The 13,445-nt window shown below is 64.3% G+C and carries 12 protein-coding genes; 9 read left to right on the plus strand and 3 right to left on the minus strand.

Annotated elements, in window-relative coordinates; all coding sequences use genetic code 11:
- Positions 1-42: 42 nt before the first annotated feature.
- Positions 43-726 carry a class I SAM-dependent methyltransferase gene (locus tag OP498_RS16965; protein WP_280554502.1) on the plus strand — a complete coding sequence of 228 codons (684 nt, stop codon included), beginning with the start codon at positions 43-45 and terminating at the stop codon, positions 724-726.
- Between the two features lie 186 nt (positions 727-912).
- Here OP498_RS16965 and OP498_RS16970 read toward each other — a convergent pair whose 3' ends face one another.
- Complete coding sequence (locus tag OP498_RS16970) at positions 913-2,220, minus strand: peptidoglycan-binding protein (RefSeq protein ID WP_280554504.1); 1,308 nt, start codon at positions 2,218-2,220, stop codon at positions 913-915.
- Between the two features lie 365 nt (positions 2,221-2,585).
- On the opposite strand from OP498_RS16970, the gene OP498_RS16975 reads away from it, so the two are divergent.
- From OP498_RS16975 to OP498_RS17005, 7 genes are all read left to right on the plus strand, one after another.
- Positions 2,586-2,783, plus strand: coding sequence for a hypothetical protein (locus tag OP498_RS16975; RefSeq protein WP_280554506.1), 198 nt, complete (start codon positions 2,586-2,588; stop codon positions 2,781-2,783).
- Between the two features lie 7 nt (positions 2,784-2,790).
- A complete protein-coding gene (locus OP498_RS16980) occupies positions 2,791-3,336 on the plus strand; it encodes an efflux RND transporter periplasmic adaptor subunit (protein ID WP_280554508.1) in 546 nt (181 codons plus the stop codon).
- A 737-nt stretch (positions 3,337-4,073) separates the two neighbouring features.
- The gene (locus OP498_RS16985) at positions 4,074-6,311 is read left to right on the plus strand and encodes an OsmC domain/YcaO domain-containing protein (protein WP_280554511.1); all 2,238 of its coding nucleotides are present in this window, start codon (positions 4,074-4,076) and stop codon (positions 6,309-6,311) included.
- Positions 6,312-6,386: 75 nt separating this feature from the next.
- The gene (locus OP498_RS16990) at positions 6,387-7,031 is read left to right on the plus strand and encodes a GNAT family N-acetyltransferase (protein WP_348533496.1); all 645 of its coding nucleotides are present in this window, start codon (positions 6,387-6,389) and stop codon (positions 7,029-7,031) included.
- 54 nt (positions 7,032-7,085) lie between these two features.
- On the plus strand, positions 7,086-7,958 hold the full coding sequence (locus OP498_RS16995) for a DMT family transporter (RefSeq protein ID WP_280549093.1): 873 nt from the start codon (positions 7,086-7,088) through the stop codon (positions 7,956-7,958).
- 192 nt (positions 7,959-8,150) lie between these two features.
- Entirely contained in the window at positions 8,151-8,387 is a 237-nt protein-coding gene (locus tag OP498_RS17000) for an SHOCT domain-containing protein (RefSeq protein ID WP_280549091.1), read from the plus strand.
- A gap of 276 nt (positions 8,388-8,663) precedes the next feature.
- On the plus strand, positions 8,664-10,577 hold the full coding sequence (locus OP498_RS17005) for an ABC transporter ATP-binding protein (protein WP_280554513.1): 1,914 nt from the start codon (positions 8,664-8,666) through the stop codon (positions 10,575-10,577).
- Between the two features lie 42 nt (positions 10,578-10,619).
- On the opposite strand, the gene nfo is transcribed toward OP498_RS17005, so the two are convergent.
- Positions 10,620-11,468: a deoxyribonuclease IV gene (gene nfo, locus OP498_RS17010; RefSeq protein WP_280554514.1), complete on the minus strand. Its 849-nt coding sequence runs from the start codon at positions 11,466-11,468 to the stop codon at positions 10,620-10,622.
- A gap of 245 nt (positions 11,469-11,713) precedes the next feature.
- Positions 11,714-12,241: a phage integrase N-terminal SAM-like domain-containing protein gene (locus OP498_RS17015; RefSeq protein WP_280554516.1), complete on the minus strand. Its 528-nt coding sequence runs from the start codon at positions 12,239-12,241 to the stop codon at positions 11,714-11,716.
- A gap of 240 nt (positions 12,242-12,481) precedes the next feature.
- Here OP498_RS17015 and OP498_RS17020 point away from each other — a divergent pair, with 240 nt between their 5' ends.
- A complete protein-coding gene (locus OP498_RS17020) occupies positions 12,482-13,084 on the plus strand; it encodes a PIN domain-containing protein (protein WP_280554517.1) in 603 nt (200 codons plus the stop codon).
- Positions 13,085-13,445 lie beyond the last annotated feature (361 nt).

The raw sequence follows: 13,445 nt of genomic DNA on the forward strand, positions 1-13,445 counted from the left end.
TGAGGCGTAGCGGCGCTCGGACACCGGCGTCGACCTGGCGGGATGATCGCCTGTCGCGCCGCACGACAGTGCTTTTTCCAGGTGAGCATCGACACAGGGTGGCATGAAATGAGTCAAAAGGATCACTGGGAGCAAGTCTACACGAGCAAGGCGACCGAGGAGCTGGGGTGGTATGAGCCCCATTTACGGACCTCCTTGAACCTTATCCAGGGGCTGGGTCTGGCCATGGACGCTTCCATCATCGATGTCGGTGGGGGTTCGTCTACACTCGTTGATGACCTGTTGGACGCAGGCTATCGATCCATCACTGTGCTCGATATCTCTGAGAGAGCCCTGTCCCTGGCAAAAAAACGGCTGGGGAGCAAGGCAGAACTCGTGACATGGTGGGTGGGCGATATGGAAGAGATTGACTTGCCCGAAGGTCACTATGATGTGTGGCATGATCGCGCCGTGTTTCACTTCCTTACTGGCGCGGATCAGCAACATGACTATCGCGACAAGCTTCTGAGATCGCTAGCGCCGGGTGGGCACTTCGTGGTCGGCACCTTTGCGCCAGAAGCGCCCCCAACATGCAGTGGTCTGCCGGTGCAGCGGTACAGTCCGGAACAGTTGGAAGCGACACTGGGCGAGAGTTTCGAACTGATACACCATCGCAAAGCCCTGCACATGACGCCGGGTGGGGTGAGGCAAATGTACTTGTATTGCCATTTCCGTAAAACATCCTGACGAGTTCCGGCAGCCTCTTCGCCCACCGCTCTCATTGGATGGCAGCATTACATGGCAGGGCCAGTCGTCGGGTCCAATGATACGGAGCGCTCCCCTCCCTTTGCTTTCGAAGGAAGTCGCCGATGAAGCGCTCGGCGAGGCCGCTCCCCTCGAGCCACGCCGCCTGGAGCGGGTCGGCACAGGCGCCTATTCTTCCAGGCTGATCCGGCGCAGGGTGTAGTCGCCCCCCTGGTTGGCCAGCACGACGCCCTGGAAGGGATCGCGCAGGCCATTGTCCTGCACCCGCAGCAGCCGCTGGTCATCCACGCGAACCTGCATCTGTCCGTCCTCGTCACGGGTCCAGACGATGCGGTGGAACCGGCCGTCCTCGAGGTCGAGGCTGTCCTCGTGGCGGGCGACCACCTCGGCGCTGCCGGAAATCAGCCTGACCAGGCTCAGCCCCGGGCGCGAGCCGGGCGTGTAGACCAGGCGATAGCCGGTGCCGCGGGGTCGGTTGCCCTGGAAGACCCCAAGCTCCAGGCTGCCAGGCCGCTGCCGGGAGGCGACGTCCAGTTCCATCCTGAAGGCGTTGTCGACGGGGGCGTTGACGAAGATGTGCGCCGGTTCCACCGGGACAGTCACCTCGTCCTGCCCGGTATTGCCCGTCTGCTCGAGGATCAGCGCCAGCATCGCCAGGCCGATCTCCTCCGGCCGCTCGGCGCTGAGACGCCGTGATTCGCGATCGGTTGTTCGCCGCGTCTCCACGATGCTGCGCAATCCGTTCTCATCGACCTCGAAGTTGCCGCTGAGCACCGTCCAGGGCGGATCGCGACGGTAATCGCCGTCGCTGAAGTCGTCCTGCAGGGCGACCCGCGGCTCGGCGGCGGGGGGTGGCTCGGAGGGTGCCGCCACCTCGCGTCTCTCTGTCTGGCGCAGGCGTTTCAGCAGCTCGGCCGTTGCGCGGCCGTCCTGGGCCATGTCCCTGTCGGCCTGATACTGGCGTATCGCATTGCGGGTGCGGCGTCCCATGGCGCCATCCACCGGGCCGGCGTCATAGCCGAGCCGGTTGAGCTCGCGCTGTATCTCGGCAATGCCCTGTCGATCCGACAGGGTCTCGATGTCGGGCCGCGCTCGCTCCGTCGCTTGTGAAGATGCTTCCTCTTCCGGTTGCCAGCCGCGTGTCGCTCGCTGCGCCTCGGCGATCTGTCCGGCCGTCATGCGTTCGGCCAGTGAATCGCGTGCCTCGGCGGCATGGCGGTGACCGCGGGCCGCGGCCAGGTTGTACCACTTGTGGGCCTGCACGAAATCCTGGGTTGTCCCGTTGCCGGCCTCGTGCAGGCGGCCCAGCATGTACTGGGCATCGGCATCGCCGCCTCTGGCCGCGTCGCCGAATTCCTGCAGTGCCTGGCGGTACTCCTGCCGCTCGTAGTAGCGCATGCCGTCGGCATAATCGGCGCTGGCCAGTCCGACGGAACCGAAGAGGATAAGACTGAGTACGAGTCTCTTGATGATCACGGTCGTGCCTCCAGTGAACGGGCTTGTCATCCGTAACATCAGGATAGGCAAGATGCGTGATGATGCAGGCCGAATGGTGCCGACGGGTCGAGTCAGGTGAAAGGCTTAGCTGTTCAACGTCCCCAACCACGCCACCTCCAGCCGGAAGGGGCCCGGCCGCCGGTCGGCGATGAGAAGCCCCACCTGCCGGATCGCCGCGGAGTCGAGCGGCGGGGCATCCTCCAGCCGCTGGCCGCGGAATACCGCCTCGAAGTCGTGCCAGGGCAGAGTGACATGCTGCCACTCGCCGGCCTCGGCCTGGAAGATTGCGCGGTAAGCCGCGCCCTGTGGCAGCTGGTCGGTATAGAGGCGCAGCTGATAGCGGCGTGCGTCGCCTGCTGGCGCGGCTCTTGCTGTGGCGCACCTCCCTGGGCTGGTACGCCTTCCTGTTGCTGGGAGTGCCGCTTTTCTTCTATGCGGCGGCCCTGTGGCAGGGTTGGCGGTTCGGTGACCCGCCTCACTTCGCGTCGCTGTCTGGCTGGCTGGTGGCCGCGCTGCTGATGGCCATCAAGGGGCCCTCGTGACGGCGCGGTGGCGCACGCTGGCCGAGCGCTCGCTGCTCTCGAGGCGCTGGAGCAGGCCGCGCAGGCACAGACGCTGGCGCGCAAGGCGTACCAGGCCGCCCGTCTGACGGCGACGGCGCTGGCGCCGGGCAACGTCGAGGAGACCCTGCTGCGCGAGCGACTTGCCACCCTGCAGGCCGGGCTCGCCAAGACCGTGGTGCGTTCCGAGGTGGCCGGCACGGTGCTGACCCGCGACGTGGAGCCCGGCGACCTGGTGCAGCCTGGCCGGGTGCTGTTCACCATCGCGCTGAGCGGCGCTACCGAGATCCGTGTGCCGCTCGACGAGCGCAACCTCGCCCTGCTGGCCTTGCAGCAGGACGCCATGGCCGTCGCCGATGCCTATCCGCAGCGCCCGTTCCCCGCCTGCGTCAGCTTCATCGCCCCGAGCATCGACCCCCAACGCGGCACCGTGGAGATTCGGCTGGCGGTCGATCCGGTCCCCGATGTCCTGCGCCAGGACATGGGGCTATGCGCGGCAGGGCCGGGTGCGCGATGGCGCCCGCCTGGAGCGTGACGGCGATCTGCTGGTGCTGCGGGCCCAGGTGGATGGCAGCGGTCGTCGTCGTTACCAGACGCGCCTGGCCGTGGACCCCGGCCGCCCCGAGATGGGTGTGATCAGCGATTGCAGCTGCCCGGTGGGGCGCCAGTGCAAGCATGCGGTGGCGGTGATCCAGGGCTTCATCGACGAGATGGAGGCCGATGGCCTCCCGAACCGTGACGACTCGGCCTTGCTCGAGCAGCGTTGGGAGTCGTGGCTGGCCGAGCTCGAATCACCGGTCGGCGGCAAGCGCTACGTCGAGGAGCTGGAGGAGGACTATCGCCTGGCGCTGTTTCTGGACATCGACCCGAATCCTCGCTCGCCGACCCTCAAGGTATCGCCGGTCTGGGTGCGGCCGACGAAGCAGCGCAGTCGCGGTAACGGCTGGGTCAAGCCTCGGCCCATCATGGTGCGGCGCGGCGGCGGCCTCTCTCCCAGGCCGCCCCAGGGGCTTTCGTCGGACCAGGAGGAGGCCCTGGAGCTGCTGATGCTTGGCGAGCAGCGCCGCCAGCTCGCCGGTGGGTACGAGCAGTATTGGAGCTCGGTCGCTCACGCCTTCCAGGCGCGAGCGCTCTGGTCGCTGCTGGAGAGCGACACGCCGCCGCTGCTCTTTCACCCCAAGCAGACCGGCGCCATGCATGACGCCTGGCGGCAAAAGCTGGATAATGGCGGGTTTTCCGCCCCCGCTTCGCTCAACGCTCCGGTGCCCGTCCATGGAAATCAAGGTCAACTATCTCGACAACCTCCGGCTGGAGGCCAAGTTCGACGACTTCACGGTCATCTCCGACCAGCCCATCCGCTACAAGGGGGATGGCTCGGCGCCGGGGCCGTTCGACTACTTCCTGGCCTCCTCGGCGATGTGCGCGGCGTATTTCGTCAAGGTGTACTGCAACGCGCGGCACATCCCCACCGAGAACATCCGCCTTTCGCAGAACAACATCGTCGACCCGGAGAACCGCTACAACCAGATCTTCAAGATCCAGGTGGAGCTGCCGGCGGACCTCTCCGACAAGGATCGCCAGGGCATCCTGCGCTCCATCGACCGCTGCACGGTGAAGAAGGTGGTGCAGACCGGGCCCGAGTTCCAGGTCGAGGCGGTCGACAACATCGACGAGGACGCCCAGGCGCTGTTGCAAGGGAACGTGCTGGACTCGCCGCAGGGCGACGCGAATGACGAGACAGGCACCTGGATCGAGGGCAAGGACCTGCCGCTGGAGCAGACCATCGCCAACATGACCGCGATCCTGGCCGACCTGGGCATGAAGATCGAGATCGCCTCCTGGCGCAACATCGTGCCCCACGTCTGGTCGCTGCACATCCGCGACGCCGCCTCGCCGATGTGCTTCACCAACGGCAAGGGCGCCACCAAGGAGAGCGCGCTCTGCTCGGCGCTGGGCGAGTTCATCGAGCGGCTGAGCTGCAACTTCTTCTACAACGACCAGTTCTTCGGCGAGCGGATCGCGGGCAGCCAGTTCGTCCACTACCCCGACGAGGAGTGGTTCCAGCCCGGCCCCGACGACGCGCTGCCGGCGGGCCTCCTCGATGATTACTGCCGGGCGATCTACGACCCGGAGGGGGAGCTTCGCGGCTCGAACCTGATCGACACCAACTCCGGCCAGCAGGCGCGCGGCATCGTCTCGCTGCCCTTCGTGCGCCACTCGGACGGCGAGGTGGTCTACTTCCCCTCCAACCTGATCGAGAACCTCTACCTCAGCAACGGCATGAGCGCCGGCAATACCCTGCACGAGGCGCAGGTGCAGTGCCTGTCGGAGATCTTCGAGCGGGCGGTGAAGAAGCAGATCATCGAGGAGGAGCTGGCGCTGCCGGACGTGCCCCAGGAGGTGCTGGCGCGCTATCCCGCCATCGTCGAGGGCATCGAGGCGCTGGAGGCCCAGGGCTTCCCGGTGCTGGTCAAGGATGCCTCGCTGGGCGGGCAGTTCCCGGTGATGTGCGTCACCCTGATGAACCCCAAGACCGGCGGCGTCTTCGCCTCCTTCGGCGCCCACCCGAGCTTCGAGGTGGCGCTGGAGCGCAGCCTCACCGAGCTTCTTCAGGGCCGCAGCTTCGAGGGCCTCAACGACTTCCCGCCGCCCACCTTCAACACGCTGGCCGTCACCGAGCCCAACAACTTCGTCGAGCACTTCATCGACTCCTCGGGGCTGGTCTCCTGGCGCTTCTTCAGCGCTCGTCCGGACGTCGAATTCGTCGACTGGGATTTCTCCGGCAGCGGCGCATACAGTAACGAACAGGAGGCCGCGACCCTGTTCGGCATCCTCGAGGAGCTGGGCCTCGAGTCCTACATGGCCATCCATGAGGACCTGGGCGCGCCGGTGTGCCGCATCCTGGTGCCCGGCTTCTCCGAGGTCTACCCGGTGGAGGACCTCATCTGGGACAACACCAACAAGGCGCTGCTGTTCCGCGAGGACATCCTGCATCTGCACGAGCTCAGCGACGCGCAGCTGGCCGATCTGCTCGAGCGCCTGGAAGAGAGCCAGATCGACGACCACCAGGACATCATCACCCTGATCGGCATCGAGTTCGACGAGAACACCGAGTGGGGGCAGCTCACCATCCTCGAGCTGAAGCTGCTGATCAACCTGGCGCTGGGCCAGCACGAGGAGGCGCTGGAGCGGGTCGACATCTTCCTGCAGTACAACGACAACACCGTGGCGCGTAACCTCTTTTATCGCGCGGTGAGTGCGGTACTGGAGGTGCTCCTCGATGACGAGCTGGAACTGGACGACTTCCTGCACAACTTCCGGCGCATGTTCGGCGAAGCGACCATGGAGGCCGTGGTGGGCTCGGTGAACGGCAGCGTGCGCTTCCATGGCCTGACCCCGACCAGCATGGCGCTGGAGGGGCTGGAGAAGCACCAGCGGTTGATCGAGAGCTACCAGAAGCTGCATGCTCACCGCGCGGCCCGGGCCGGGGTCACCATGGCGCAGGCGTAACGCGCCGTCGGGAGCCGACGACGCCCTGCATCACAACGCCCCCGCGCCAGCTGCCTGGCGTGGGGGCGTTGCGTTATGGCGTTATACGCGGGCAGGCCGGTGCGCGAGATGGTGCGCGAGGCCGAGGCGATCCGCGATCGGCTGCAGCGGGTCGAGGGCGTCAACAAGGCGCAGGTGCTGGGCGAGCGCCAGAAGCGGATGCATCTCGACTTCGATCTGGCGAGGCTGCAGAGCTTGGGGATTTCTCCCCAGGCCGTCTTCGCCGCCATCGAGGCGCACAACCGCGTCGCCATCCTGGCTCAGTGGATCCACGATACCTGGGGGCATCTGCACCCGGGCAGACGCCTGGACACCGCCACCGCCCTGCTGCGCGAGGAGTGTGCGGCGGGCGGCGTGCCGTCGGTGTTTGCCGCCCTGCATGGCGATACGCCGGTGGGCACCGCCAGCCTGGTGGCCGACGACATGAGCGACCGCCGCGACCTGACGCCCTGGCTGGCGTCGGTCTTCGTGCGGCCCGGGTGGCGCGGCCGGGGCATCGCCTCGCGGCTGGTCCAGCGCGTGGAAGACGAGGCGCAGGCCCATGGGGTTGAGCATTTCTACCTCTACACGCCGGATCAGCAGCCGCTCTATCGACGTCTGGGATGGCGCGACATCGAGGCGCGAGACTACCGCGGCGAGACTGTGACCATCATGCGCCGCCTCTTCAGCCCCCTTTCCTGAACCGCTGGCCGCTGAGCGCGCCGCAGGTTTCCCGACACCACCGAAGGAGCGCACATGGCGAAATTGAGTACGCTGTTCGTGATGCTGGCTGCACTGTTCTGGGGGCTGTCCGGCGGCATCGGCGGCGTGCTCATGGCCGACGGCTGGGACCCGCTGGTCGTCTCCTTCTACCGTGGCGCGATTGGCCTTCTGTTCGTGCTCGTCTGGCTGGCGCTGCGCCCGGGCGGCAGCGGCCTGGCTGATCGCCGGTTATGGTTCTGGTCGGCGATGGCGGGCCTGGGCGTGGCCGGCAACTTTACCTTCTACTTCGTGAGTATCTCCGAGGGCAGCGTGGCGGTGGCGGCGACGCTGATGTACTGCGCGCCGGTGTTCGTGTTTCTTGTTTCCTTCGCCCTCAAGCTCGAACGCCCCACGCCGCTCAAGTGGGCCGCCATTGCCATGGTCATGCTGGGGATCGTGCTGCTGACGCGCCTCTACGACGTCCAGCCGGGCGGGGTGACCCCCGTCGGCGTCATCGCAGGGCTGCTCTCCGGGCTCTCCTATGCGGTCTTCATCTTCGGCTTCAAGTACGCCGCACCCCACGGCAGCCCCCAGGCCATTCTCGTCATCGCCTTCGCGGTACTCTCGCTCATCCTGTTCGCGCTGGGCGATACCCAGCAGACCCTGTCCGCGTTGAGCACATCGAGCTGGCCGCTCTTCGTCACGCTGGGCGTGCTCGGCGCCGGCGTGTCGTTCATTCTCTATATCGTCGGGTTGAACTATACCGCCCCGGCCGTGGCCTCCATCGTGGCGATGGTCGAGCCGGTCACGGCGTCGCTGTTCGGCGTCGTGGCGCTCGATGAGAGCCTGGTCGCGATCCAACTGGCTGGCATGGGTCTGATCTTGCTCACGGTGACGGCATTGAGCGTCTCCACGAGCACTCGGTAGGCTTCCTGTCATCTGGACAGGTATCCGGTACTGTGGGTATCGGTAACATCCGCAAGCGCGCGGAATTTGCATCGCCTGGCGGGCTTTACCTAGGCACGGTCAGGCCGGCCAGCTGGATACCAGGGCCGCTCGGCTGACGGCAAGATCCACGCGGCGGATAGTACGGTTGACCAATGATTTCAGGAGATCAGAATGATGGGTTGGGGCAATGGGCATGGATGGATGGGCTTTGGCGGGATTTTCATGATCTTGTTCTGGGGGCTGGTCATCCTGGGAGCCGTCGCGCTTTTACGGTGGCTGTGGGTGAGTGGCAAGGACAGTGGCAACGCGTCTCGGAAAACACCGCTCGACATCCTGCAAGAGCGCTATGCACGGGGAGAGATCGAGCGGGAAGAATATGAGCGCAAGCGCCGGGACCTCGAGGGTTAGCCAGCGAGGCTGGCGGGAGAGAGCGCAACTCACCGCTGCCTAAGACGGAGAGGGCTGATCAGGGCAGGAGCTGAGAGTCGCCCCAGAGCTACTGCCGGCTGATCCCTCAGCAGGTGAGGGCGGAGCGGGGTAGGCTGCCCTCGGCTCGGCTCGGCTCGGCTCGGCTCGGCTCGGCTCGGCTCGGCTCGGCTCGGCTCGGCTCGGCTCGGCTCGGCTCGGCTCTCCTCCACGCGCCTCGAGCACGTCGAGCTCACCCCATGCAACCGGATTGCTGCCATGATTCGCGCCCTCTTGCGCTATTTCGAGACCCTGGTGAACCCCTATCCCGAGGACAACTGGGGCACACCCCCCAGGGGGTTGTTCGCCTTTATCCTGCACTTCTCGCGGCCGGTGCTGCCGCTGCTGGTCGTGATGTCGCTGCTCACGGCGCTGGTCTCGGCGGCGGAGGTGCTCTTCTTCAGCTACATGGGCGACCTGGTGGACTGGCTGGCCGGCGCCGAGCGCGAAGGCTTCTTCGCCGAACATGGCTGGCGCCTGGCCGGCATGGCGGCGCTGGTGGTGGTCGGCCTGCCGCTGTTGACCCTGCTGCAGGCGCTGGTGACCCACCAGAGCATCTTCGGCAACTACCCGATGATCGGCCGCTGGCTGGCGCATCGCCATATGCTCGGCCAGAGCCTGGCCTTCTATCAGGACGAGTTCGCCGGGCGGGTCTCCCAGAAGGTGATGCAGACGGCGCTGGCGATGCGCGAGACGGTGATGAAGCTGATGGACCTGATGGTCTATGTGCTCGTCTACTTCACCGGGGCCATGCTGCTGATGGGCCGCGCCGAGCCCTGGCTGATGCTGCCGCTGGTGCTCTGGCTGGCCGGTTATATCGCCATCATGTGGGGCTTCGTGCCGCGCCTGCGGGCGGTCTCCATGGCCCAGGCCGACGCCCGGGCGGTGATGACCGGGCGCATCGTCGACAGCTACAGCAACATCCAGACCATCAAGCTCTTTGCCGATACCCGCCGTGAGCAGGAATACGCCCGCGATGCCATGGAGGGCTTCATGGGCACCGTGTATCGGCAGATGCGCCTGGCCACCGGCCTGACCGTGAGCCTGACGGTGCTCAACTCCCTGCTGCTGACCGGGGTGGCGGCCATGGCCATCGGCGCCTGGTACCTGGAGACGGTCTCGCTGGGCATCATCGCCGTGGCCATCGCCCTGGTGATGCGTATCCGCTTCATGTCCGACTGGATTCTCTGGGAGGTGGCCGGGCTGTTCGAGAACATCGGCACGGTACAGGATGGCCTCAACACCATCGCTCAGGAGCCTGCAGTCCAGGACGCGCCCGATGCCAGGACGCTGACGGTGCCCCGGGGCGAGATACGCTTCGATGCCGTGCGCTTCGGCTATGCGCGCCCGGATGGAGAGGGCGTTCGCGTCTTCGATGGCCTCGATCTGACCATCGCCCCCGGCGAGAAGGTGGGGCTGATCGGCCGCTCCGGGGCCGGCAAGTCGACGCTGGCCAGCCTGCTGCTGCGCTTCTTCGATCTGGAGGGCGGGCGTATCCTGATCGACGGTCAGGACATCGCCGAGGTGACCCAGGAATCGCTGCGCCGCCACATCGGCATGGTCACTCAGGACACCTCGCTGCTGCACCGCTCGGTGCGCGACAACATCCGCTACGGCAGCCCCCAGGCCAGCGAAGCGCAGATCCAGGAAGCGGTGCGTCGCGCCCATGCCGACACCTTCATCGACGATCTGGTGGATCTCCAGGGCCGCAGTGGCCTGGATGCCCATGTGGGCGAGCGTGGCGTGAAGCTCTCCGGCGGCCAGCGCCAGCGCATCGCCATCGCCCGGGTGCTGCTCAAGAACGCGCCCATCCTGGTGCTGGACGAGGCCACCTCGGCGCTCGACTCCGAGGTGGAGGCGGCGATCCAGGAGCAGCTCTACACGCTGATGGAGGGCAAGACGGTGATCGCCATCGCCCATCGGCTTTCGACCATTGCCATGCTCGACCGTCTGGTGGTGAACGATGAGGGCCAGATCGTCGAGAGCGGCAGCCACCGGGAGCTGCTGGCCAAGGACGGCCTCTATGCCGCCCTGTGGCGGCGCCAGTCTGGCGGCTTTATCGGCGAGGATATCGATGATGAGGCCGAGTCGGTAAAGGCCGAGCCGGCGTCAGGGCGCGATGGGCACGACTGAGGGCTCGAGTCAGGGCAGGGCGGCGCCGGCTCGCGGCGTCACTCAGGTGTCGGCGATCTGAGCGCGCAGCCAGGCGATCTCCTCGGCCCAGATCGCCGGCTCGACGGTTTCCAGCACCATCGGGATCTCGTCGATGCGCGGGTCGCGCATGAGGGTGGTGAAGGCGTCCAGCCCGATGTTGCCCTGGCCCAGGCTGTGATGGCGGTCGACGCGGCTGGCAAACTCGCTCTTGGCGTCGTTCAGGTGCATGCCGCGTAGATACGCGAAGCCCACGACCTTGTCGAATTCATCCAGCGTGGCGGTGCAGGCCTCCGGAGTGCGCAGGTCGTAGCCCGCGGCGAAGGCGTGGCAGGTATCGAGGCAGACCCCGACCCGCGACTTGTCGTCGACTTGGGCGATGATCTCGGCCAGGTGCTCGAAGCGCCAGCCCAGGTTGGTGCCCTGGCCGGCGGTGTTCTCGATCACCGCCGTCACGCCGCGGGTCTCGGCGAGCACCTGGTTGATGGAGTCGGCGATGCGGGTGAGACACTCGCCTTCGCCGATCTTGTTCAGGTGGCTACCGGGATGAAAGTTGATCAGGGTGAGGCCGAGCTGCTCGCAGCGCTGGAATTCGTCGAGAAAGGCCGCGCGGGACTTCTCGAGCCCGGCGCTCTCCGGGTGGCCGAGGTTGATCAGGTAGCTGTCGTGGGGAAGGATCTGCCCCGGGCCGAAACCGTGCGCCTCGCAGGCCGTGCGGAAAGCCTCGATGGCCTCGTCGGTCAGCGGCTTGGCATGCCACTGGCGCTGGTTCTTGGTGAACAGGGCGAAGGCATCGGCGCCGATTTCCACGGCGCGCAACACCGCCTGGTCGGGGCCGCCGGCGGCACTCACATGGGCTCCGAGGTATTTCACGCGGGATTCCTTCCGTCATCGCTTCGGTAAAGCCCTACCATAGCACCGCAAGAAGCCGCGAGCGGCGCTTACAACCAAACTCGACTTTGCAACCCTACACCGGCTCACATAGGCTCTGCTAATGAATATCCCGCAGGGAGCCAGGAAGGCACAGCGCGACACGCAAGGACTACCGCATGGATGGCTGCAGGTCGTGAACATGCCCAGGTAGGGGCGGTAGCGTGGCTGAAGCCTGCGTATTAACGCTAGCCGAGCGGGCTTCGGACACCGGCAAAATCCTTGCCGGCTCTCACCGTAATAATCAGTCGTTCTACGTCGATATCCCGGACGCGCAGTCGGCAAGTTTCGATCAGTCGCAATCCCGAGCCGTACATCAATGTAGCCATCAGGTTCACGGGGCCAGATAGCTGGCTCAGTACACGCATGACGTCCTCATGGGACAGCACCACCGGAAGCCGGCGAGGTCGCCTGGCACGCGAGAATTCCCCGACATCTCCCAAGGGCTGTTCGAGGACGTGACGATAGAGGAACAAGAGGGCATTCAGCGCCTGATTTTGCGTGGCCGCCGCCACCTGGCGCTCCACCGCCAAGTGCTCCAGGAAGGCGCGGACCTCGGGGCCTCCCATGCCGGCGGGATGTCGCACACCATTGAAGCGAATGAAGTAGCGTATCCAGTAGCAGTAGGTCTTCACGGTACGCGGGCTGTAGCATTTCACGCGCATGGTAGCCCTGACCCGGTCCATCAGCTCCGGCGAGCTGCGATGTGTATCCATAAGGCCTTCCTCCCGACGCATGGATATACGTACAGTTTTATCGGTGATGGTAGAATTCGCAAGCACGCGAATTCTGCATGGGTAGCCGAGCTATGCTTCGGGCCTAGAAAAATCAATGATTTAGTCACAAAAAATACGCGCTTGATAAGATTGTTGAACGCGCGTGCTCGTTCAAGTCAATGAACGAGCACGCTGTCCGATACCTGTTAAGGCCAAGTGCAAGGAAGCGAGGAAGTATCCTTGAAAACCAATTACGTATTGATTGATTTCGAAAATGTTCAGCCAAAAAATCTTGAGCTACTCAAGGGACATGGCTTCAAAGTCATCGTTTTTGTCGGCTCGAAGCAGGTAAAGATTGCATTCGAATTGGCATGTGCCATGCAGTCTCTCGGCGCTGATGCAGAGTATGTGAAAATTGAGGGAAACGGACCGAATACGCTGGATTTTCACATTGCGTACTATATTGGAAACATCGCTGCAAAAGATCCAGACTGCTACTTCCATATTATTTCAAAAGACACTGGCTTCGATCCTTTGATTAAGCACCTGAAGACCAGGCGAATCTATGCCCAAAGAGAAAAGGATATTTCGGAGATTCCGCTTCTCAAAATCTCGAATTCAAAGTCAATGGCTGAGCGAGTCGATGCGATCGTGGAATTTCTCAAGGCTCGCGGCGCAGCCAAGCCAAGAGCGGTGAAGACACTCTCTAACTCCATTAATTCTTTGTTCATGAAGAAGCTAGAAGAAGAAGAGTTGGCAAGAATTATGGACGAACTGATCCGACAAAAAATCGTTATCACAAACGGCTCGAAGGTGAGTTACCAGTTACCTGGAAAGCCTTAACAAACCGCGTAAGTCGGACGTCCCTGACGGGCCGCCGCTTCGCTCCGCGTTAAGGCTATCTATCGGATGGTGTTGCAATCGTATGACTGATACGTGGATCGTTAATCTTCGGCATTACCTGAACCAGGATGGCTCCATTGGGATCAAGTCGGGTTCTGGCCGACGCTTGGCAGAGCACTTTGCGGCGATAGTACAAGAGACCAGCGGCGATTTAGAAGGTGAAGGGAATTTCCCAAAGGTTCGGTGCCGCTATAGTGGACCCTGAAATCCAGACACTGGTTTAAGCTATCGCCTGGCCGATTTCGAAGGGATCGATGATGTCGAATCAGAAACGCAACACCCACTCCCCCGAGCTCAAGGC

The sequence above is a fragment of the Halomonas sp. 25-S5 genome, from assembly GCF_029889845.1.
Classification (GTDB): Bacteria; Pseudomonadota; Gammaproteobacteria; order Pseudomonadales; family Halomonadaceae; genus Halomonas.